Origin of the sequence: Candidiatus Paracoxiella cheracis, from assembly GCF_049348705.1 — a bacterium.
GTDB lineage: Bacteria > Pseudomonadota > Gammaproteobacteria > Coxiellales > Coxiellaceae > Paracoxiella > Paracoxiella cheracis.
In genome coordinates this window covers 358,706-380,411 of record NZ_CP186485.1, presented here as the reverse complement: position 1 = coordinate 380,411, position 21,706 = coordinate 358,706, and the positions used below count along the sequence as shown (strand labels likewise).

Genomic DNA, 21,706 nt, shown 5'->3' with positions numbered 1-21,706 from the left:
GCATAACAATGAGTAACGTTAAAAGTCCTATCGATTGGCAGGAATTGCTAACACTTACCAACAACAACCCAGAACTTGCAAAGGAATTATTAGGCATGTTCGCCAATGAATTACCCACCATGCGTGATGCAATTAATGCGGCTCACCAAAAACAAGACTATACTCTGCTACAAGAACTCATCCACAAACTGCACGGTTCTTGTTGTTATACGGGCGTGACTCAACTCAAAGCACTTGCCGCCGAATTAGAAGACACCTTGAAACTGCAGCAGCATGGATCGATAAGCGATTTAATGAAACGACTTAATCACGAAATTAACACGGTACTAACCACAATCCAAAACCAACACTACTTACATGAATAAAACTTTTGAATCTAATATTGATCCCAACGAAATTGCCAAGTTCGATGCCATGGCCAAAGAATGGTGGGATCCCGAAGGCAAAATGAAGCCGCTTCATTTGCTTAATCCTTTGCGTTTGCAATACGTTAGTACTCACGCCTCGTTAAACAGCAAAATCGTTCTCGACGTGGGTTGCGGCGGTGGTATTTTATCGGAAGCCATGAGTAAAGAAGGCGCTACAGTGACCGGCATTGACCTCAGCCCTGAGGTGTTAAAGGTGGCAAAAACGCACGCCCAACAACAATCGCTTAGCATTCACTATGAACGCATCAGCGTCGAAGCTTTAGCGAAAAAACATCCACAATCATTCGATGTCGTCACTTGTATGGAACTATTGGAACATGTTCCCGATCCAAGCAGTGTCATTCAAGCGTGTTCTGATTTAGTAAAGCCGGGTGGGAGTGTGTTTTTCTCGACAATCAATCGCAATTTAAAAGCTTATTTTTTGGCAATTATCGGCGCAGAATATCTTTTAAATATGCTACCGAAAGGCACACATGAATACGACAAACTCATCCGCCCTTCTGAATTATCGCGCTGGGCGCAACAAGCATCATTGCAACTCAAAGATGTAACCGGTATTCGCTATCAACCATTCAACAGCCAGTTTGAGTTATGCCAAGATGTATCCGTCAATTATTTAGCTTGTTTTGAGAAAACAGATAACGATCATGCCAACACGCAACATTAATTCACTCTTTTTTGATCTCGATGGTACCTTACTCGATACGGCACCCGACCTTGCCGCGGCATTAAACCAAGTGCTTACTCACCATGATCGCCCAACGTTACCTTTAAAAGTAATACGCCCGGCGGTGGCAGAAGGTACGCGTGGTATTTTAAAACAGGGCTTTCCCATCGACGAAAATGATGAACAATTTGATTTATTAAAAGAAGAATTTTTAGAAACGTATGAACAAATCATGACGCGTGAGACAAAATTTTTTGACGGCATGGAACAAGTACTCGATTACTTGGATGACAATGCCCTTCCTTGGGGCATCGTCACTAATAAGCCGGGCTGGTTAGCTAAGCCTTTGCTTTCGCATTTTAATTTAGATAATCGCTATACCTGCTTGGTCGCTGGTGACACACTCGCAAAGCGCAAACCTGACCCTGAACCGCTGTATCACGCTTGCTATTTAACCGGCACGGATCCCGAGCATTCGCTCTATGTCGGCGATGCACTCGGTGATGTGCGTGCTGCAAAAACCGCTGGCATGTACATTATCGTTGCGACATACGGTTATCTCCGCCCCGATTATCAACCCCATTTATGGCAAGCCGATGGGTTGATTGATTCACCTTTAGAAATCATTGATTGGCTAAATCAGTAATTCTAAAATCCATGATGAAGTAAAAATGCCTTCCTGCGGCTGAAAATTCTGAACTTCAAAGGAAGCGCCAGCAAGGTTTTTATCTGCTACATTAGTTGGGAGCCATTTTTTTTAAAGTCATCTTGGTGCTCTTTCGTCTCTTCAGGTTCATTAGAAGGTTTTGGTGGAGAGAAAATGAGTCGAAGGCAACCTTTCGCCATTATATGTGCATTCTGTAGTTGCAACATACTGTTTCGGATCAATCTGGATGTTGGACTTTGGATAAATTTATAAAAATAATTAAAAATTGCTTGACATAGAAACCGAAAAAAAATTTTACGTTGTAAACAACGTTTGTTCGAAAAAATAAAATAAGGAACAAACGATGTTAGCGACGGAAAAACTAAAACAATTCCGTACATTCCTCTACAACATCTTCCCCGCGCGACGCGATGCCAATATGAATTTACTCGATGCCCTTTCAAGCCATGGCCATCGCTGCAAAACACCTATAGAATTATGTGAATCGCCATACTTTGAACGTGAATACAGTAGTATTACCGATGCGATTAGCGATGGTTTGTCGGTAGCAAATTGTTGGGATAGCATGATGAAAATACAATATGAACATGTGAGTCATAGCGATGACCGTGTGATCATTATTGCGGATACGACACCACAGTCGCGTCAAAGTGCACACTGTGTTGAAGATCGCCATGTGGTTTACAGCCCTAATCCAGCACCGGGTAACAAACCGATTACCATTGGACATGAATATTCAACGGTATCACTATTGCCCAATGATGGTGCAGCTCAAGAAAAGCATTGGTTAGTTCCACTGGATACGAGGCGCGTTAAAAGCGATGAAAAAGGCAATGTAGTTGGGATGCAGCAAATTAACCGTTGTATTGCAGACTTAGCGCTTACTCATAAATTGGTGGTTAGCGTGGCTGATTCAAAATATGGTACAGAAGCTTGCCGTAAACTGGTTAGCGAAAATCCCAATTGGGTACATCTTTTCCGTTTTAACAGTACCCGTAATGTTTTCGCGCCCGCATCAATAGAAGATAATACCTCAGGAAGTATAAAACGCTATGGTGATGCGATGAAACTAAACGACAGCACGACTCACCGTGAATCCGATGAGATTGTGCAGCAAACCATTACAACCCGCAGTGGCAAAACTTACCAATTGGAGATTAAAATATGGCGTGACCAATTACTGCGTGGTTCAAAGCAATTTAAAGGATATGAGCATCCTGTTACTGTTGTGCAATTGGTTGCGGTTGATGCTAACGGTAAATCTTTATATAAAAATCCACTCTGGTTAGGACTCGCTGGTGAACGACGTAATGAAATCACAGCATTAGAAGCCTATCACTATTACGATAGACGCTATGACATTGAACACTACTTTCGTTTTGGTAAAGACAAACTGTTATTTGACCGATACCAAACACCGGATGTTAAGCACGAAGAAGATTGGTGGCGGATGACAGCATTAGCGTATACGCAACTTTATCTAGCGAGGAATCTTGCCCCGATTTTACCGAAAAAATGGGAGCGGTATTTGCCGAGCTTCCAAGTGGATAACGAAAAACCATCAATAACTGCGACCCCTTCACAAACGCAACGGGGTTTTTCTACGGTGCTTGATACCGTTGGCACGCCTGCTAATCTCTGCAAACCACGCGGTAATCCGCAAGGCAGAACCAAAGGTGATACGCAGGGGAAACGCACGCGACATCCTGCTATTTTCAAAAATAGCAACTCAAAAATTAAAACGATTCAGAGGACTGAAGAAAAGACGCAAAACTCAGACCCTGAAAAAATAGAGGATTTGATTGGGATAGTAAAATCATGGTTGGATAAAATAAATTTTACACCTGAGAAATTCTACGAATTGCTGCAAAAAACAGCTTAAGATTTAGAAACTCACATTTTTTGATTATTGTCCTAACTGGCAAGGGATTTTATTTATCCAAAGTCCAATGGATGAGATAGCCTATTAGAAGCGTCTTCTGTATTAAATCATGGGAAAGTGGAACCAATTATTTGATTCACCGTTTTCCATAATTCAATCCTCATTTATTGTAAAGTGTTTTCATTCAATTTAATTTCATGCGTTATGAATATAAATCTTAAATTGGAATCGGTAGGGCTTTAGCAATCCATGCATTTGTTTTTCTAGTTTATTAGCACGATTTTTTAAAAAATTACTGACCTAGACGCAGAATATATTAAGTAATCATTAAGAGTCTCTTTAGAAATTATTTACGCTGTGGAAAAAAACTTACAACTTTGGACCAAGGTAAACAGTTACAAATAATCCATTTGTGAGGTAAACTTCCCTACACTACAAACAATTTATGATAACTTACAAACATGATTCATACTGATACATACTTTAGAGTGCGAGAATAATTGTGTCCGATAACTTCAAACACACTGACAATATCACTGCGCTACCAAGCCATGTTGATTGTAAAAACAAAAGTGGCCCCTACGCTGTTAATGCTACGACAACTCAAAAATCGCGAGAAGACTTGAAATTGGCAAAAGAATGCAATGAGAATGAAGCAAAGACACTCAAATGTAAACCTTCAGACTTGATCTGACACTCCTGGTCAGTTAGAGTAAAATTTAATTGACCAACCTTAAACAACCAACACGAGGAGTGTCATTATGACCAGTGTATCCGAAAAGATTATCAAACCCAAATTAGGTTTACTAGAGCTGTCTAAACAATTGGGAAATGTTTCACAAGCCTGTAAGGTTATGGGTTATTCACGCGACAGTTTTTACCGTTTCAAAACACTTTATGAAAATGGTGGCGAAGAAGCACTCCATGATATGAGTAAGAAGAAACCGAATGAAAAAAATAGAGTGCCGCTACATGTAGAAGAAGGGGTAATTGCTTTGGCTATTGAAAACCCAGCGTTAGGTCAGGCACGTGCGGCCAATGAATTACTGGCGCGAGGCATTATCGTATCGAGCAGCGGAGTTCGTTCGGTGTGGCTACGTAATGATCTAGAGACTTTTAAGAAGCGACTAAAAGCGCTTGAAGCGAAATCGGCGCAAGACGGTATGTTATTAACGGAAGAACAATGACAAGCATTAGAAAAATCAAAACGAGAAAAAGAAGCGCACGGCGAGATTGAAACAGAACACCCAGGTTATTTAGGTTCTCAGGATACGTATTATGTTGGCACGATGAAGGGCGTTGGCCGTATTTATGAGCAGACTTTTGTCGATACCTATAGCAGAATCGCTTTTGCGAAGTTATACACGGAGAAAACAGCGATGACGGCAGCTCATTTATTAAATGAACGTGTATTGCCATGGTTTAATGAGCAAGGTATCCGATTGCTGCGTATGCTCACGGATCGCGGGACGGAATATTGTGGAAAAATTGAGAACCACGCCTATCAACTTTATTTAGCAGTTGAAGACATTGACCATTCGAAAACACGCGCACGTTCTCCGCAGACCAATGGTATTTGTGAACGTTTTCATAAAACGATTAAACAAGAATTTTATGATGTTGCTTTTCGAAAAAAAATATATCGTTCCCTAGAAGAATTACAACAAGACGTTGATGCGTGGATCAAAACATATAATGAGGTCAGGCCCCATTCCGGCGAGCGTTGTTATGGAAAAACACCCATGCAAACTTTTCTTGATGCAAAGCATTTGGCACAAGAAAAAGAATTAGATAAACTATGTAAAACTATTCCAAGCGTGTCGCCAGATGAATTGAATAAGGCGCACAGTAATCACGACACGCAACTGGTAGAGGAGTAATTAGAATCCGATTTATCGGACAGAAAATATGTCCGATAAATCTCAACTGTCAGATCAAGTCGAGAGTTCTACAACTCAAACTTTATTTGCAAAACTGATCTTCCCTCACTTTACCGGACACATTTTTTTTCGATTTTACGCAGCACATTCAAGCGCAACAGGGGTCTTGTAGTCAATAGCTGAATGCATTCTTCTGTGATTGTAATAGCCTTCAATATACTGAAAAAGACTTTGCCTTGCTTCAGCGCGTGTTGTGTAATCATTCACATGCACAAGTTCCGTTTTTAGGGTATGGAAAAAACTTTCTGCAATGGCATTATCCCAACAATTAGCCTTTCTGCTCATTGAACCAATCAGCTTGTTTTGCTTGATGATTTCCCTATATTTTTTCGAACAATATTGACTGCCCCGATCAGAGTGTATAATCACTTGCTTTGGATATTTTCGTTTGAATAACGCCATCAATAACGCATCACACACTAAATCTTGTTTCATGCTTTTATTCATTGACGAGCCAATAACCGAACGTGAATGCACATCGATAACCACCGCTAAATACAACCAACCTTCACGGGTTGGAATGTACGTCAGATCACTCACCCATTTTTGATTGATCGCCGTTCTCGTGAAATCTCTCTTTAAAATATTCTCAAAAATAGCCTTGTTGTGACCCGAGTCTGTGGTTATTTTAAATCTACGCTTGGCAAGTGCTTTTAAGCCCATGGAGCGCATACGCCGCTCAAGGTTGTGTCGCAAATCTCGAAGCCGGTGTGTATAATTGATGGCTTATAGTGAATTATCTACGTAGAAGGATGTGATATGATCAATTTCAAATGGCGCCATTTTGAGAAGGGGATTATTTTGATGGCGGTGCGCTGGTATTTAGCTTACGCGCTGAGCTACCGAAATATTGAAGAACTCATGCTAGAAAGAGGAGTCAATGTAGATCACTCCACAATAAATCGTTGGGTTATTAAATACGCGCCCTTATTGGAAGCAGAATTCCGGAAAAAACATAAATCTCCTGTCGGTGGTAGTTGGAGAATGCACGAAACCTACATCAAAGTAAAAGGCGATTGGCATTATTTATATCGCGCTGTTGATAAAGAGGGTAATACGATCGACTTTTTACTATCGAAACAACGCGATAAACAAGCGGCGAAACGCTTTTTCAAGAAAGCGATCGGGACTCATGGGCTACCAAAGAAAGTTACCATTGATAAAAGTGGATCAAATAAATCAGCCTTAAAATCGATTAATTTAATATTGACATTATTATCGATGATTTGTGGAGTTTTCATAACTATTTTTGTTCGTGACATAAAATATTTAAATAATATTGTGGAGCAAGATCATCGCAGCATTAAAAGAATTATAAAACCGATGATGGGATTTAAATCGTTTGATACAGCTGAGGCAACTTTAGCTGGGATTGAATTACATCACATGCTCCAAAAAGGTCAGTATAAAAATGCTGCTAATATGGCTGTGTTTGAACAATTCTATGCACTCGCAGCCTAATTGCGACCAGGAAAAATGCGCATAAGCAATATTGTATTTACGTGAATTAATTGCGACAGAGCCGAATTAAATAGTACCCTTTAGCCGGCGTGGCTATCTCTTTATTACATAAAAGGCGCACCAACATTCGTCTGGCAGCCTTGTTAGTTATCCCAAGATCGTCTTGCATCTGCCCAATAGTAAAGGCAGTGCTACCCCGCCCAGTAAGTTGATCGATATATGCTTTTGCTTTATACGCCATAACGTAAAGTTTTTTTTAAGCCCCTTAAAAAGGGGCTTTTAATAAAAGTTATGCCTATTTTAAACTGGGGTTTTGCCTAAGTCAAACAAACCTTAATCTTCTTTCATTTGCAAAAAGAGTCGAAAAAAGGCTCTTTTTGCAAATGAAAGATCTTAAAAAGCAACCGATCTTTTATGAATAATTGGTTTAATAAAATTATTTGTGATATCATTGTGATTGCATGATAATATCAATATGAAATCATTTAGATTGCTTTTCAATAGCGCTATGATATCATAATGCTATTGCATTTATAGCAATAAAAGAGGGCAAGCGTGTCGCGATGCTCGTGATAGATTATTGCCATCCCTGTCAATACTCGACTCGCAATACGCGACAACTTAAATAGCCGCGGACGTCCTCGTCGCCCGCGCTCCGCGACCTCACGGCTCGACTACGCACGGGCTCTCAAATGACTTGACGGCTCGTAAAGATTTTTTGCAGTCGCTTACGCTCGGCAAAAAATCCGAGCCTACCGCGGAATACGCGCCTTCGCTTCGCTCTCCATGGCGCGCATCGATAGCTTATGATTATTTTAATAGGCGGTGAGAAGGGCGGCCCTGGGAAGACAACCATTGCCACTAATCTTGCAGCAATGAGAACCAGAAAATCTAATGATTTGCTTTTAATCGACACGGACAAGCAACCCACCGCAAGCTATTGGTGCTCTTTACGTGAAGACCATCAAGTTGAGCCTAGAGTAGCTAGTATTCAAAAATTTGATAAGGCTGTTCGCACAGAAACGCTGGAGGGCTTTGTTGCCTAACCTCACGGCTTTGTCTGTGTCGCAAAATTTAGGCGCAACGATAACTCGCCGGCATTCCTAGCCGTGTCATTTTATTTAACACACCACAACCGATCATTGATTCGATTTTTTGCCGTACAAAATCTCGAGCATGTAACGTACTACCCAATATTCTTTTGTAGCGTTGAATCGCCAACTCTGAATAATTCCGATAACCGTATTGTCTTATTCGTTGCCAAGCCATTCGGCCCAATGCTTTTAGTTGCTTAACATTACCATTACGTTGTGTATGATTATTTTTATCATAAACAGCATCACTATCAGGCGGCATTATTATAGCGGCTCCTTTAAAGTAATTTGATAATATTTCATAAACAGGATTCTTATCGTAGGCACCATCGGCGCTGACATGGCCCACTTTGCAAGTAAGTTGCTTTGATAACGTTGCAACGCTTTGGCAATCCGCCGTAAAGCGATCCGTTAAATCATTACCATGAATAATATGTTTATTATCAACGGCTATATGCAATTTACGCCAACTCCGTTTGGCTGATAATGTATATGTTTCCTGATGCCATTCACCTCTGCCAAACCGTTTTAACCCAGTGGAGTCAAGGGCGATAGCCACAACGCTTTTATCTGCCGATTCCGTTTTCCTGTAACGAGGCGACTGAATAGTTAAAAGCGCTAACCGTTTTGACAAGCAACTGTAATCCGGTGATTTTATATTAAGGGCTTTCATCTTGAAAATTGAATTCATAAACCCTTGACATTGCCTCAACGCTAAACGAAAAACTTGCCGAATTTCATGGCACGTAATGATCGCAAGATCCGTGAACTTTTGGGGTGCGCCTTTGCCATCATACACACGATCTTTTTCATACCACGAATGAATAATATCATCGGATATCCAGATTTCAATATTGGCACGATTGCGTAATGCATTATTATATTCACGCCAATTGCTCACCTTGTATTTCTGCTTGGGAATCGTCCAGCCTTTTTTGTTTGGATATTTATTTGGCATATGAACCGCCTTCTGCTTGAAAATCCTGGGGTGCTGATTATAATATAGACAGCAAAAATTACATAGATTGTTCATGTTTTAGTTAGGCAACAAAGCCTCACCTCTCCATGGCGCGCATCGTATGTACAGTAGAGAGTTTTATTTACAGACCCGGATAAAACAATGCCAAGCTTTGCATTAGAGTGCCGACTTGCTATAACTTACGTTGTAAAATGCAACGAGGCTTCCCAGCGCTATTCCAGCAATCACGTCGCTTACAAAATGGTAATACAACCCTATTTGGCCCAAAATAGTACAGAATGCCAACAAGCTCCACAACCATCGCAACTTAGGAAATAAAAACCACATGCTAATCGAAAAAGAAAAAATAAACGTCGTATGTCCTGATGGAAATGATGCATATGCATTACTTAGTTTAAACCAGGCAAATCCATAAACGTGATTACTAATAAGTGAAGGGTTATTACAAGTAAAAGTAGCAGGCCAGTATCGACTAAAAACATTTTTTAAAATATCCTTTAAAAAAATAGCGATCACGATTGAATTACATACAACGATAAATTTTTTGTCAAATTTTTTTATATTAAAAACAGTCAGTTTAATAAAAAAATAAATGTAGTACAAAAATATAATTGCCGTAATAAATAATGGTATGTCATTCGCAAATATTTTTAATATCCAAAAACTTCGTGAATGATGTGCTACAAGAAACCATACAAGCTGACGATCTATAAAAAAATAACTTAAAACGATTAATGCTGTGCTGACAAATAATAAAAATAGTATTTTTAATGAAGTTTTTATTGGAAAAATCCTCGTCACTTTATGCAGTAAAAGAAAATTATCAAAAAACACTTGGGAATAGTTATCCCAAGCGGCTTTGGTACCTAACTAAAAATATGAACAATCTATTGCATTTTTGTTGTCTATATCTATCATTATACCTCTCTCGAAACTAAAAATTGAGTTTTTGGAACTTAATAAAAACAATCAATTATGCCGCTAAAATTGTTCAAAATTTGATTTTCTCAGGAAGGCCATTATAATTCAGTGCCCCACGATTTTCAAGCAGGGGTTCCGCACAAATCCCCCATAAATTGCACGAAGAAATTTTCGGTTTTGTAAAATTCCAGTCTGTAGAACTCTCGACTTGATCTGACAGTTGAGATTTATCGGACATATTTTCTGTCCGATAGATCGGAGGCTTTGTTGCCTAACCTCACGGCTTTGTCTGTGTCGCAAAATTTAGGCGCAACGATAACTCGCCGGCATTCCTAGCCGTGTCATTTTATTTAACACACCACAACCGATCATTGATTCGATTTTTTGCCGTACAAAATCTCGAGCATGTAACGTACTACCCAATATTCTTTTGTAGCGTTGAATCGCCAACTCTGAATAATTCCGATAACCGTATTGTCTTATTCGTTGCCAAGCCATTCGGCCCAATGCTTTTAGTTGCTTAACATTACCATTACGTTGTGTATGATTATTTTTATCATAAACAGCATCACTATCAGGCGGCATTATTATAGCGGCTCCTTTAAAGTAATTTGATAATATTTCATAAACAGGATTCTTATCGTAGGCACCATCGGCGCTGACATGGCCCACTTTGCAAGTAAGTTGCTTTGATAACGTTGCAACGCTTTGGCAATCCGCCGTAAAGCGATCCGTTAAATCATTACCATGAATAATATGTTTATTATCAACGGCTATATGCAATTTACGCCAACTCCGTTTGGCTGATAATGTATATGTTTCCTGATGCCATTCACCTCTGCCAAACCGTTTTAACCCAGTGGAGTCAAGGGCGATAGCCACAACGCTTTTATCTGCCGATTCCGTTTTCCTGTAACGAGGCGACTGAATAGTTAAAAGCGCTAACCGTTTTGACAAGCAACTGTAATCCGGTGATTTTATATTAAGGGCTTTCATCTTGAAAATTGAATTCATAAACCCTTGACATTGCCTCAACGCTAAACGAAAAACTTGCCGAATTTCATGGCAGGTAATGATCGCAAGATCCGTGAACTTTTGGGGTGCGCCTTTGCCATCATACACACGATCTTTTTCATACCACGAATGAATAATATCATCGGATATCCAGATTTCAATATTGGCACGATTGCGTAATGCATTATTATATTCACGCCAATTGCTCACCTTGTATTTCTGCTTGGGAATCGTCCAGCCTTTTTTGTTTGGATATTTATTTGGCATATGAACCGCCTTCTGCTTGAAAACCCTGGGGTGCTGATTATAATATAGACAGCAAAAATTACATAGATTGTTCATGTTTTAGTTAGGCAACAAAGCCTAATTGATATAAATCCGGATTGTCGAGACGGTGTTGGTGTAAAACCGTTTCGTAGCGATTCAGCAATTCCTCAAGGTAGGAAAGAGCGTTCTCACCGGAAGCTTTGGCTGGGTTACCCATGGAATGATGCTCCTTATATATAAAATTTAATCAGGATATGTGTGAAAAATGGCCATTTTAGCGCGACGAAAAATTTGAGTCCACCGTGTAACCTATTGAAATATCAACTTCCGTAATTTGATGCGTCAGGCCAGAATGCCAGCAAGTTATCATTGCGCCTAAATTTTGCGACACAAATAAAGGCGTGAGGCTAGGCAACAAAGCCTTTTACTTAGACGACAAACCTATTTATCTCAGGAAATTAGATTGACTTCATGCCATGCAACTTTCTCACATAATTTATCCATGACATTTTCCATGAAATTTTTAATATAAGATTGCTCTGCATGTATAGCTAAAGCCTCTGCATTGATAAATTTTTCAATCATAATCAAAACACGTTGGTTTGATTTATCTATAGCTAATTCATATAACAAACACCCATCTTCTGATCGTGTTGGATTGATTAATTTCATCAATGCAGAGATAAGTTCATCAGTGCAGTTTGGCTTTGCTGTAAAATAGGACAAATAGTAAATAGGCATATCTCTTTCCGCGGTCATAATTTTCCTCTTTGCATAAATGAGCCGAAAATCTTGCTATCGAAATCGCTGCATGGACTTATTTTATAAACTCTCTCTTTGAAGAGGTCTGTCTACAAGCTAGTCAATATAAATTTCCCAAAAACGCCAAGCGTGTAGCGACGCCCGTGATAGATTATTGCCATCTCTTTCAATAATCGACAACTTAAAATAACCCCGGACGTCGTCGTCACTCCCACTCCGAGACCTCAGGGGCTTTGTTGCCGAACTAAAATGTGAACAATCTATTTCATTTTTGCTGACGATATTATAATAAGAGCCCAACGATTTTCAAGCAGATCGCGCCTAATATGCGAAATGGTTTTGTAAAATCTCAGTCCATGGTGTATTTGTGTGTCCATTTGGCTTTGTTGCCTAATCTCACGGCTTTGTTTGTGTCGCAAAATTTAGGCGCAATGATAACTTGCTGGCATTCCTAACCGTGTCATTTTATTTAAAATACCGAAACCGATCATTGATTCGATTTTTTGCCGCACAAAATCTCGAGCATGTAGTAACGTACTACCCAATATTTTTTTGTAGAGTTGAATCGCTAACTCTGAATAATTCCGATAATCGTATTGTCTTATTCGTTGCCAGGCTTTGTTGCCTAACTAAAATATGAACAATCTATCGATGCGCGCGATGGAGAGCGAAGCGAAGGGGCGTATTCTGGGGTAGGCTGGGATTTTTTGCCGAGCGTAAGCGACTGCAAAAAATCTTTACGAGGCGTCGAGTCAGTTGAGAGCCCGTGCGTAGTCGATTATTGACAGGGATGGCAATAATCTATCACGAGCATCGCGACACGCTTGGTAATTTTTTCTGTCTATATTATAATCAACACCCTACGATTTTCAAGCAGAGGGCGCCTCATATACCAAATAAATATCCAAACAAAAAAGGTTGGACGATTCCCAAGCAGAAATACAAGGTGAGCAATTGGCGTAAATATAACCTGAGTTCTGGATAAGAAAAGGAATAAGTGAATGAAATAATTGAAAAAAAGACCGGAACCGCTAAAATTTAGCTCCAAAATTACAGCTAAATAATTTAACAGGAGTTAATCATGTTGGCACCGGTCACGGAGATTTTTTGTGATATGGATGATTTTTGCAAGGATTATTTGAAAGGTCAATCAAAGTATTTCCTACCGAACCCAGACAGAAAACGAGATCGAGCGATGCAAATGAGCTTGTCTGAAATTGGCACCATCATTGTGTTGTTTCAAATGAGTCACTATCGCACATTTAAGGATTTTTATTGTGGATGTGTTTTACAAGAGGCTTTGTTGCCTAACCTCACGGCTTTGTCTGTGTCGCAAAATTTAGGCGCAACGATAACTCGCCGGCATTCCTAGCCGTGTCATTTTATTTAACACACCACAACCGATCATTGATTCGATTTTTTGCCGTACAAAATCTCGAGCATGTAACGTACTACCCAATATTCTTTTGTAGCGTTGAATCGCCAACTCTGAATAATTCCGATAACCGTATTGTCTTATTCGTTGCCAAGCCATTCGGCCCAATGCTTTTAGTTGCTTAACATTACCATTACGTTGTGTATGATTATTTTTATCATAAACAGCATCACTATCAGGCGGCATTATTATAGCGGCTCCTTTAAAGTAATTTGATAATATTTCATAAACAGGATTCTTATCGTAGGCACCATCGGCGCTGACATGGCCCACTTTGCAAGTAAGTTGCTTTGATAACGTTGCAACGCTTTGGCAATCCGCCGTAAAGCGATCCGTTAAATCATTACCATGAATAATATGTTTATTATCAACGGCTATATGCAATTTACGCCAACTCCGTTTGGCTGATAATGTATATGTTTCCTGATGCCATTCACCTCTGCCAAACCGTTTTAACCCAGTGGAGTCAAGGGCGATAGCCACAACGCTTTTATCTGCCGATTCCGTTTTCCTGTAACGAGGCGACTGAATAGTTAAAAGCGCTAACCGTTTTGACAAGCAACTGTAATCCGGTGATTTTATATTAAGGGCTTTCATCTTGAAAATTGAATTCATAAACCCTTGACATTGCCTCAACGCTAAACGAAAAACTTGCCGAATTTCATGGCACGTAATGATCGCAAGATCCGTGAACTTTTGGGGTGCGCCTTTGCCATCATACACACGATCTTTTTCATACCACGAATGAATAATATCATCGGATATCCAGATTTCAATATTGGCACGATTGCGTAATGCATTATTATATTCACGCCAATTGCTCACCTTGTATTTCTGCTTGGGAATCGTCCAGCCTTTTTTGTTTGGATATTTATTTGGCATATGAACCGCCTTCTGCTTGAAAATCCTGGGGTGCTGATTATAATATAGACAGCAAAAATTACATAGATTGTTCATGTTTTAGTTAGGCAACAAAGCCTGCCAAAGCCAACGTTGATTCTGTTTATTTCGAACAAAACTCCACATTTCATCCAGCTCCGCTTCTTCAACTTGTACAACATTAACAGTAACAGACGCACCAAGTGATTCTTTTTCCTTTAAAAGTCGTGTATTGACGCTCTCCAAACCTTCACCCTTTTTTTAATTCACCAATAACAGTGTTAATGCTAATACGTAAAACGCGTGCAGTATCTCTGACGCCACTACCATTCATTGCCATATCAACTATTTTATCTTTAACACCAGGGGCACGAGCATTATGTGTGTAATCTAGAAGAAATGTATTTTTCTCACAAGCATTATTTTTACATTGAAACCTTTGCTTTCCTGTACTGCTGACGCCAAATTTTACAACCTCATGTAAACAGCAGCAGGGGCAAGCAACATTGATTCTTGCCATTCATGCAATCCTTATCCTAATGATTTTCTGAAATACCAAAATATATCACATCAACAAAAATGAGGCACTACCAAACATTTTATCGATTTCAATTGCTTGCCCATACGAGAAGAGACCCGTGTTTCATGAATTTCAAGCGAGCTATTCTTATCCTATTGAATAATTTATTCTTTTTTTAAATAGACCCATAGCTTGATGGGAGTATATAATACGGGGTCGGCAAGTTTGACGATGTTTTTAATGTCATGAGTATCAAAGAATTTCATCCCTACAGCATAGACCCTACCGTTGAGCGTGAGCCCGATTCAGCAGGCCTGAATCGAGAGCCAATCGTTGAACCCGGTTCGTTACATCAAACTCAGGCCTTCGAGGTTAATGTCGCGATCAATCCGTTGATCGCCGCAGGAGCGCCACTATTGACAGTCGCTTCTCAGTTACGCGAACAATCAACGGCTCCAAACCTTTATGCATTACACACCAAGCTATGCCATGAAATCAAAGCCTTTGAAAACAAAGCACGTTCGCTTCATTATCACTCCACCATCATTCTTGCTGCGCGTTATTTCCTATGTGCGTTAATCGATGAGACGATTCTCACGTCAACATGGGGTGAAAATAGCCCCTGGCGAGAGCAAAATTTGTTAAGGGCATTCCAACGTGAAACTTGGGGCGGCGAACGATTCTTTGTGATCTTAGAACGCATCAGCGAAGACCCAGAGCCCCATCTTGATCTTTTAGAGCTGGGATATTTATGCTTAAGTTTAGGATATGAAGGTAAATATCGTCACAAATCACGCGGTCATCATGAGCTGGGACAACTGATCGATAAACTTTACTATTTAATTCGCGATGAGCGTGGCGAATTCTCAAAACAGCTATTAATCGCTCCCGCAAGCAAGGTAAGCCACAAAAAATCGCGACGTCCGTTATTATCAATCTGGCTAGCAGTAGGTATTGTCGTCGTGGGACTCACAGCGAGTTATATACCCTATTGGGTGCATTTAAACAAATTGGCAAAACCTTTATACAAAGTTTTAATAGGCGTGCAAAATAAAAATGAATAAATTACCATCAACACTGCTGAAATATATTATCGCAAGCGTGGCTTTTATCCTATTAATCTGGGCACTGGGCCCATATCTTGCTATTAATGGTAAAATTCCCTTCCATTCACCATTGGCGCGCCTTGTTCCAACAGTTTTATTAGCATTTATTTGGATTGCCTACGGGCTCATTGTGTTAATTCATAAAAAACTCTCTAAAACACCGTCCGCAATTTCACTCACGCCACTTGCTGATAATTTTATTCAGCTAACACGTGAAGCACTCCATTCAATGAGGCGCTCAAGAGCACCTTGGGTATTAATGCTTGGCAAGGAAAAATCAGGAAAAACGACACTTCTGTCCAATACCGAAATTGACTTTCAAGTTAAAAGTGCTCAAGCGGTTGATTGGTGGGTGAGCAATACAGGTGTGTTTATCGATCCTGTAGGAAATCTATGCCTCCCGGATAGTACGGACACTCAAGAACGCTGGCTACAGTTTCTCAAATATTTGAGAAGCAAACGTGGGAAACATACATTTGATGCTGTGATCCTCACCGTTGACCTAACAACCTTGGCAAACGACGATGCGCTTGAAAAACTTGTTAGCCGTCTTGTCGAGCAAGTTGCCTTTATTTCACAATACAATCGCGCTACTAATATCACGTTGGTGATCACACAATGTGATCGCATGCGCGGCTTCCAAGAATTTTTTGCAGACCTCGGCCCTGAAGAACGCCAGCAAGGGTTGGGGTTTATATTATCAGACAGCCTCAACACACCCCTTCGTGAACTCTATCAAGAACGCTTTAATGCTTTTATCAGCCGCATTAGCGATCGTTTAATTTGGCGATTACATCACGAACAAAATTTATCGCGACGTTCCCGTATTAAAGATTTTCCTTTACAGCTTGAGAAACTGAGAACTGCGATTGAAAAACTTATCGATAAACTACCATTGAACTCAAAAATACATGTCAAAGGAATTTATTTCACGAGCAGCATACAAACAGGGAATATTATTAATTTACTCGCCGAACCCATTAGCGAAAACTTTCAGTTACTTGACGCAAAAGCTGTCCATCACACCACGCGACAAAAACCCTACTTTATTCAAGCTCTGTTAAATAAACTCATCTTCGACAGCAATGAACAAATCGCTCCTTCTCCCAAAATCTGGAAGCGTTGGATCGGCTATCCTGCTGCGCTTGTAATCCTATCAGCAGGTGTTTTCTTCTGGCATCACGCCTATCGAAAAAATATCATGGCACTCAATACCGTTACTACAACGCTAACCAAATTGAGTGCTAACACCACATGGTTCGTTCGTATCAACAACTTACAAAAAGCATTATTAACACTAAACCAACATTCTACGAATTATTATCGCTGGTTTGGCTTCGATCAAGCCGCAAAATTACAAGAACAAATTCGTGCAACATACCAGCACCTTATCCGCACTGATTTTGTTTTATATCTTGATCAGCTCTTAACAAAAAAAATTCAAACTAGTATCAATCAAGACCATTCAGATCTATACAACTCATTACAAGTCTATTTAATGTTGGTTAAATCAAGTCATACAAATTCACAAATGATTAAAAATTGGTTTGGGAATTTGTGGACTGACGAATTTCAACAAAATAAAAATAGACAGCAACAACTCATGGAACACCTGAACTACCTGCTCACGTTGAAAGACCTCTCTTGGCCTGCAGATTATGATTTGATTAGTCAAGCGCAATCTGTGCTACAAAAGCAACCACTCGCACAAACAGCATTTCTAGCGCTGAAAAGTGAGTACAAAGATAAACTTATTCCCTTGTTAGCAGACGAATCTATTCGCAATTTGAATGTATCGCATCTCTTGATCCCCGCCATTTATAACAGAAAAAATTTTAAGAAGATTTATAACGAGCAAATTCCACGCATCGCCAGCAATATTGAAAAAGGCAACTGGGTCATCGGCAACATGAACACAACTGCAGCCGAACAAACTCAATATGCTAATTTGACAGAACAGGTTCAGGCCATCTACTTAAAAAAATATACTCAAGAATGGCAAACGATATTATCGAGCATTCAGTTAGCGAAACCTCAACATTTAGCCCAAGCCCTTACTGAAATTCGCATGCTCCAAGATCCCAACTCACCAATATGGAAATTGCTTAACGATGTTATCAAGAACACCATTGCCCCTAGCAATGTTCCAGATACAGCTCAAAGCAATAATTTGGGTAGCTTAATTGCGTTTTTACATAAGAACGACAATTACCAAGCTACGCAAGTTGCCCTGCAAGATTTACATAATTACATCGCGAAGATCGCGGTATCATCATCCATCACAAAAGCTGCTTATAATACGGCTGTCGATCGCATGCAAAATAACGGCAATAACGATCCCATCACCACACTATTACAAGTAAGCAAACAATTACCCACGCCAATTAATCAGTGGCTAAAAAATCTCGCTGATGGATCGTGGGAAAGCATACTCGATAGTTCGCGCCAGTATCTTTCAAACGTTTGGGCATCAAGCGTGGTGCCTGAATATAATAGCCATATTATAAATCGATTCCCGATTTTTAAAGACAGCAAACAAGATATTTCCATTAAAGATTTTAATCATTTCTTTGGTCCAGGCGGCACAATGGAATCATTTTTTAATGATTATCTCAAAACGTTTGTGAATACGGATAAAGCGTATTGGACCTTGAAATCACTTGACGGACAACACCTAAATATTCCACAACAAGCTCTCGATATGTTGATCCGCGCCTCCATAATTCAAAAAATATTTTATAGCGATAATCCAGATTCACCCATGATTCGATTCAATTTAACGCCTATGAATTTATCGCCCAATATTAGCCGTTTTGAAATTAACATCGGCGGCCAAATGCTCAGTTTTGAACCCGGGATTAAAAAATCGAGTCACTTATCTTGGCCAGGTAAGGACGGAGATTTCATAACGATGCGCTTTAATACAATTAGCGCAAACTCACCGACCACAACGTTTACAGGCCCATGGGCATGGCTGCATCTTATCAATCAATCGACAATAGAAAGTACGAATAACCCGGAAGAATATCAAGTTACTTTTACGTTAAAGGACAATAAAGCACGTTACCAACTCGTCGCCGACAGTCCAGTCAACCCCTATCAAACGGAAATCGTATCGGCATTCCGTGCACCGGATACGTTGTAGGACACCTCTTGAGATTGTTTTGAACCTATAAAACATTTTAGAGATGACCCTATAGTCAAATCAACAAAACTTACAATTTGTTACAAACCCTTACGATACACACATCTGAGTGTTACAAGCCCTCGTTAAAATACTCATCACTACACCAGTTTTGATGACTACGAGGGAATTCAAAAAATGACTACAATCGCTGCTGTTACTTGGAATATGGCAAATCGGAAGCCTAGGAAAGAAGACATTTTGTCTTTAATTCAGAAAGGCAATCTATCCGACGCAGACATTATCATCGTGGCGTCTCAAGAAGAAGCATGCTCTAAAAATCATCCATTAGCAGATGGATTGCACATTCGGTTAGGAAAGGACTTCAAGCCAATTTCTAAACAACGCCATACAACCTTTACCACAGCGCCTGGTCAAGTATCTCTTACTTTGTTGGCACATAAGAAGTCCTCGTGTCAGGTTGTTAACAAGGATAGTTTTTTTCATCGTAACGGCAAGCCTAAACCTTTTCCCAATAAGGGCGGCCACACTCTGAGGTTTACGGTGGATGGAAAAATAATTGGAGTGGCGGGAGTACATTTAGAGTCTAAATGCGACGGCCCTCGCTTTAAGGAAACAAAAAAATTAGTCTCCCGTGTGTATTCATCCGAAGACGATGTGATCCCTGTCACAAGCTATAAAGATCTGGAAGGCAAGAGCACTGATCTGTCTTTGTTCGTAGGCGATTTAAATTATCGAGATATCCATACACAAGAAGAAAACGGCGATGCAGGGCTCGACCCCTTTTCAATAGAGCCATCTCCTGCTAGACATTTTAAATTGCATGGTTTTACTGAGGAGGCCCCCACCCTAGGCTGGACTTATGCCGGTAAAAACAAGTCTGTCTCAGGAAATACCGAGTCTTCACCCTATGCCATCGATCATCGTCGTACAGTCGGAGGAAATAAACAACAACATTACTGCAAAGGCGGTCGACTCGACCGTATGTTATGGAAAGGTGATGTGAAACCCGAAACGGAAATCATCGAAGGCACAAGCACCAGCGATCATAAACCGGTAGTTAGCATATTTAAGCTCAACAACGATAACCTCAATGATTTTGAGCGCGTGAAACGTTGGGTGGCTAATTCATTAAAGTACCTTGCTTCTCCTGAAGTAATCGAACGAATAAAAAAAACACCAGATGATGAGTCGGGTAAAACATTTATTACTAAAACCTATAACTACTACAAAGTTGTAAAAGCGTTGTATCTCGAAAGTGAATCATTACGAATCCAATCTCTGAACGATGAGGCAACAGTATTTAAAAAAACGGCTGATAACTTGAAGACACTAGGTGATGATTTTTTTTCAACGCGTAACCCTGACTCGACTAGCTTAAATGACGAAAATATTTATAACAGTACCCGTACTGAATCAGATAATATATTGAATACTGCCCTAGGAAATAAAGTCATCGCTACGCACCGAAGTTTGTTATTCAAGTTTGTAAATTTCATCGCTAGAATTTTTGGCGGAACAGTTTATACAACTACACAGAGAACAGTATCGAATGTCAAAAACATGCTAAGCATGGGTGTTTTTAGTCCTTCAAAGAACCCAAAAACTCGAGAAAATAGCTCAACTCCAAAACATAGCGATAGCGTAATAAATACAACACCCTCAGCCGCCTGAAATAGTAGCTAGTCACTAAGCAGCAAGATTTATTACTCCAATCTGAACAAATATTGCACAATATGAGGTCAAGATTGAATCACTATACTATAGTTCTTTGCATAGAGGGTGGATCTGTGCAAAATATAACTTTTGCTGTCGAATGACAAGATCCACAAATTGAGGATTTGGAAGGGACGTCTTCTCATTTGATCAGTGCGTGGAGGCGAACTATGAAGTTCTTATCAATCATAATGATAGTGATGGCCTCATTAGGCGTAAGCCAACTGGCTCAAGCACAAAAGTTTTATTATGACAATAAGGCTGTCTGCGAGCCAGATGAAATTTGTTATCAAGACAAAGCCTTAGAGCCATTACTTCCAGAAAATAAAGTGATGCGTGAATCTGACGAAACAGCGCTGCAAGGTGTCGATGTGGCTGAAAACATGTCTAGTCTACCGCGACGCATTGCGCCCCAAGGGGAACGTGTATTCGTTTTTAGCCCGCGACTGCTTCGCTGGGCCGCTTATGATGCGCAAGGATACCGAGTAGCTGGTGGTAAAGCCAATGGTGGCGCTAATTACTGTGCTAGTTTGGGACGACCCTGTCGAACACCCACAGGAGCATTTCGTGTTGGGCGCAGAGGATCAGCCGACTGTGTATCCAATAGATTCCCGCTACCATCAGGCGGTGCACCGATGCCTTATTGCATGTTCTTTAGCGGTGGCAACGCGATCCACGGATCGCCCTACATCTCTAATAACAATACGAGTCACGGTTGCATTCGTGTCCATACAGGCGCTGCTAGATGGTTGCATCGTTATTTCATGCATCCAGGTACGAAAGTCATTGTGTTATCTTATTAATTGTAAGGCTTAGCAACCTC

The 21,706-nt window shown here is 40.2% G+C and carries 21 protein-coding genes and 2 pseudogenes; 14 read left to right on the top strand and 9 right to left on the bottom strand.

Annotated features, from left to right (window positions below; translation table 11 throughout):
* Nucleotides 1-8 precede the first annotated feature (8 nt).
* The 5 genes and pseudogenes from ACJMKR_RS01985 to ACJMKR_RS01965 all read left to right on the top strand — a co-directional run bounded on the left by ACJMKR_RS01985 (nt 9) and on the right by ACJMKR_RS01965 (nt 5,524).
* On the top strand, nt 9-365 hold the full coding sequence (locus tag ACJMKR_RS01985) for an Hpt domain-containing protein (RefSeq protein ID WP_423063551.1): 357 nt from the start codon (nt 9-11) through the stop codon (nt 363-365).
* Complete coding sequence (gene ubiG, locus ACJMKR_RS01980; protein WP_423063550.1) at nt 358-1,095, top strand: bifunctional 2-polyprenyl-6-hydroxyphenol methylase/3-demethylubiquinol 3-O-methyltransferase UbiG; 738 nt, start codon at nt 358-360, stop codon at nt 1,093-1,095. Before ACJMKR_RS01985 ends, ubiG begins: the two co-directional genes overlap by 8 nt.
* Nucleotides 1,076-1,741: a phosphoglycolate phosphatase gene (gph, locus tag ACJMKR_RS01975; protein WP_423063549.1), complete on the top strand. Its 666-nt coding sequence runs from the start codon at nt 1,076-1,078 to the stop codon at nt 1,739-1,741. Before ubiG ends, gph begins: the two co-directional genes overlap by 20 nt.
* Before the next feature lie 364 nt (nt 1,742-2,105).
* Nucleotides 2,106-3,644: a transposase gene (locus ACJMKR_RS01970; protein ID WP_423062547.1), complete on the top strand. Its 1,539-nt coding sequence runs from the start codon at nt 2,106-2,108 to the stop codon at nt 3,642-3,644.
* Nucleotides 3,645-4,405: 761 nt separating this feature from the next.
* A pseudogene (locus ACJMKR_RS01965) lies at nt 4,406-5,524 on the top strand (IS481 family transposase).
* 135 nt (nt 5,525-5,659) lie between these two features.
* Here the strand turns inward: ACJMKR_RS01965 and ACJMKR_RS01960 are convergent.
* Nucleotides 5,660-6,280, bottom strand: coding sequence for an IS3 family transposase (locus ACJMKR_RS01960; RefSeq protein WP_423063548.1), 621 nt, complete (start codon nt 6,278-6,280; stop codon nt 5,660-5,662).
* A 63-nt stretch (nt 6,281-6,343) separates the two neighbouring features.
* Here ACJMKR_RS01960 and ACJMKR_RS01955 point away from each other — a divergent pair, with 63 nt between their 5' ends.
* From ACJMKR_RS01955 to ACJMKR_RS01945, 3 genes are all read left to right on the top strand, one after another.
* On the top strand, nt 6,344-7,045 hold the full coding sequence (locus tag ACJMKR_RS01955; RefSeq protein ID WP_423063547.1) for an IS6 family transposase: 702 nt from the start codon (nt 6,344-6,346) through the stop codon (nt 7,043-7,045).
* A gap of 697 nt (nt 7,046-7,742) precedes the next feature.
* Entirely contained in the window at nt 7,743-7,874 is a 132-nt protein-coding gene (locus ACJMKR_RS01950; RefSeq protein WP_423063546.1) for a hypothetical protein, read from the top strand.
* Nucleotides 7,852-8,091, top strand: a complete 240-nt coding sequence (locus tag ACJMKR_RS01945) for an AAA family ATPase (protein WP_423063545.1) — start codon at nt 7,852-7,854, stop codon at nt 8,089-8,091. Before ACJMKR_RS01950 ends, ACJMKR_RS01945 begins: the two co-directional genes overlap by 23 nt.
* A gap of 28 nt (nt 8,092-8,119) precedes the next feature.
* Here the strand turns inward: ACJMKR_RS01945 and ACJMKR_RS01940 are convergent, their stop codons facing one another.
* From ACJMKR_RS01940 to ACJMKR_RS01920, 5 genes are all read right to left on the bottom strand, one after another.
* Nucleotides 8,120-9,097, bottom strand: a complete 978-nt coding sequence (locus ACJMKR_RS01940) for an IS5 family transposase (protein ID WP_423062509.1) — start codon at nt 9,095-9,097, stop codon at nt 8,120-8,122.
* Between the two features lie 177 nt (nt 9,098-9,274).
* Complete coding sequence (locus ACJMKR_RS01935; RefSeq protein ID WP_423064272.1) at nt 9,275-9,634, bottom strand: phosphatase PAP2 family protein; 360 nt, start codon at nt 9,632-9,634, stop codon at nt 9,275-9,277.
* Nucleotides 9,635-10,342: 708 nt separating this feature from the next.
* Complete coding sequence (locus ACJMKR_RS01930; protein WP_423062509.1) at nt 10,343-11,320, bottom strand: IS5 family transposase; 978 nt, start codon at nt 11,318-11,320, stop codon at nt 10,343-10,345.
* A gap of 82 nt (nt 11,321-11,402) precedes the next feature.
* Nucleotides 11,403-11,537, bottom strand: coding sequence for a hypothetical protein (locus ACJMKR_RS01925; RefSeq protein ID WP_423063544.1), 135 nt, complete (start codon nt 11,535-11,537; stop codon nt 11,403-11,405).
* A gap of 233 nt (nt 11,538-11,770) precedes the next feature.
* Nucleotides 11,771-12,079 carry a putative quinol monooxygenase gene (locus ACJMKR_RS01920; RefSeq protein ID WP_423063543.1) on the bottom strand — a complete coding sequence of 103 codons (309 nt, stop codon included), beginning with the start codon at nt 12,077-12,079 and terminating at the stop codon, nt 11,771-11,773.
* A gap of 793 nt (nt 12,080-12,872) precedes the next feature.
* On the opposite strand from ACJMKR_RS01920, the gene ACJMKR_RS01915 reads away from it, so the two are divergent.
* The gene (locus ACJMKR_RS01915; RefSeq protein ID WP_423063542.1) at nt 12,873-13,067 is read left to right on the top strand and encodes a hypothetical protein; all 195 of its coding nucleotides are present in this window, start codon (nt 12,873-12,875) and stop codon (nt 13,065-13,067) included.
* A 96-nt stretch (nt 13,068-13,163) separates the two neighbouring features.
* Nucleotides 13,164-13,454, top strand: coding sequence for a hypothetical protein (locus tag ACJMKR_RS01910; protein WP_423063541.1), 291 nt, complete (start codon nt 13,164-13,166; stop codon nt 13,452-13,454).
* On the opposite strand, the gene ACJMKR_RS01905 is transcribed toward ACJMKR_RS01910, so the two are convergent.
* From ACJMKR_RS01905 to ACJMKR_RS01895, 3 genes are all read right to left on the bottom strand, one after another.
* Entirely contained in the window at nt 13,422-14,399 is a 978-nt protein-coding gene (locus ACJMKR_RS01905) for an IS5 family transposase (RefSeq protein ID WP_423062509.1), read from the bottom strand. The genes ACJMKR_RS01910 and ACJMKR_RS01905 overlap by 33 nt on opposite strands.
* Before the next feature lie 78 nt (nt 14,400-14,477).
* Nucleotides 14,478-14,642, bottom strand: a complete 165-nt coding sequence (locus ACJMKR_RS01900; protein WP_423063540.1) for a hypothetical protein — start codon at nt 14,640-14,642, stop codon at nt 14,478-14,480.
* A gap of 4 nt (nt 14,643-14,646) precedes the next feature.
* Nucleotides 14,647-14,916: an IS1-like element transposase gene (locus tag ACJMKR_RS01895; RefSeq protein WP_423062514.1), complete on the bottom strand. Its 270-nt coding sequence runs from the start codon at nt 14,914-14,916 to the stop codon at nt 14,647-14,649.
* Nucleotides 14,917-15,161: 245 nt separating this feature from the next.
* Here ACJMKR_RS01895 and icmH point away from each other — a divergent pair, with 245 nt between their 5' ends.
* The 4 genes and pseudogenes from icmH to ACJMKR_RS01875 all read left to right on the top strand — a co-directional run.
* The gene (gene icmH, locus ACJMKR_RS01890) at nt 15,162-15,980 is read left to right on the top strand and encodes a type IVB secretion system protein IcmH/DotU (protein WP_423063539.1); all 819 of its coding nucleotides are present in this window, start codon (nt 15,162-15,164) and stop codon (nt 15,978-15,980) included.
* Complete coding sequence (locus ACJMKR_RS01885; RefSeq protein ID WP_423063538.1) at nt 15,973-19,167, top strand: ImcF-related family protein; 3,195 nt, start codon at nt 15,973-15,975, stop codon at nt 19,165-19,167. The genes icmH and ACJMKR_RS01885 overlap by 8 nt, the downstream gene beginning before the upstream one ends.
* Before the next feature lie 177 nt (nt 19,168-19,344).
* Nucleotides 19,345-20,841 carry a hypothetical protein gene (locus ACJMKR_RS01880; RefSeq protein WP_423063537.1) on the top strand — a complete coding sequence of 499 codons (1,497 nt, stop codon included), beginning with the start codon at nt 19,345-19,347 and terminating at the stop codon, nt 20,839-20,841.
* Between the two features lie 452 nt (nt 20,842-21,293).
* Nucleotides 21,294-21,686, top strand: a pseudogene (locus tag ACJMKR_RS01875) (L,D-transpeptidase); the annotation flags it as partial.
* Between the last annotated feature and the right edge of the window lie 20 nt (nt 21,687-21,706).

Bases quoted from the DNA above. Each gene is read 5' to 3' on its own strand.
- ACJMKR_RS01985 (WP_423063551.1), top strand. From the start codon at position 9: ATGAGTAACGTTAAAAGTCCTATCGATTGGCAGGAATTGCTAACACTT.
- ubiG (WP_423063550.1), top strand. From the start codon at position 358: ATGAATAAAACTTTTGAATCTAATATTGATCCCAACGAAATTGCCAAG.
- gph (WP_423063549.1), top strand. From the start codon at position 1,076: ATGCCAACACGCAACATTAATTCACTCTTTTTTGATCTCGATGGTACC.
- ACJMKR_RS01970 (WP_423062547.1), top strand. From the start codon at position 2,106: ATGTTAGCGACGGAAAAACTAAAACAATTCCGTACATTCCTCTACAAC.
- ACJMKR_RS01955 (WP_423063547.1), top strand. From the start codon at position 6,344: ATGATCAATTTCAAATGGCGCCATTTTGAGAAGGGGATTATTTTGATG.
- ACJMKR_RS01945 (WP_423063545.1), top strand. From the start codon at position 7,852: ATGATTATTTTAATAGGCGGTGAGAAGGGCGGCCCTGGGAAGACAACC.
- ACJMKR_RS01940 (WP_423062509.1), bottom strand. From the start codon at position 9,097: ATGCCAAATAAATATCCAAACAAAAAAGGCTGGACGATTCCCAAGCAG.
- ACJMKR_RS01930 (WP_423062509.1), bottom strand. From the start codon at position 11,320: ATGCCAAATAAATATCCAAACAAAAAAGGCTGGACGATTCCCAAGCAG.
- ACJMKR_RS01925 (WP_423063544.1), bottom strand. From the start codon at position 11,537: ATGGGTAACCCAGCCAAAGCTTCCGGTGAGAACGCTCTTTCCTACCTT.
- ACJMKR_RS01920 (WP_423063543.1), bottom strand. From the start codon at position 12,079: ATGACCGCGGAAAGAGATATGCCTATTTACTATTTGTCCTATTTTACA.
- ACJMKR_RS01915 (WP_423063542.1), top strand. From the start codon at position 12,873: ATGGCAATAATCTATCACGAGCATCGCGACACGCTTGGTAATTTTTTC.
- ACJMKR_RS01910 (WP_423063541.1), top strand. From the start codon at position 13,164: ATGTTGGCACCGGTCACGGAGATTTTTTGTGATATGGATGATTTTTGC.
- ACJMKR_RS01905 (WP_423062509.1), bottom strand. From the start codon at position 14,399: ATGCCAAATAAATATCCAAACAAAAAAGGCTGGACGATTCCCAAGCAG.
- ACJMKR_RS01895 (WP_423062514.1), bottom strand. From the start codon at position 14,916: ATGGCAAGAATCAATGTTGCTTGCCCCTGCTGCTGTTTACATGAGGTT.
- icmH (WP_423063539.1), top strand. From the start codon at position 15,162: ATGAGTATCAAAGAATTTCATCCCTACAGCATAGACCCTACCGTTGAG.
- ACJMKR_RS01885 (WP_423063538.1), top strand. From the start codon at position 15,973: ATGAATAAATTACCATCAACACTGCTGAAATATATTATCGCAAGCGTG.
- ACJMKR_RS01880 (WP_423063537.1), top strand. From the start codon at position 19,345: ATGACTACAATCGCTGCTGTTACTTGGAATATGGCAAATCGGAAGCCT.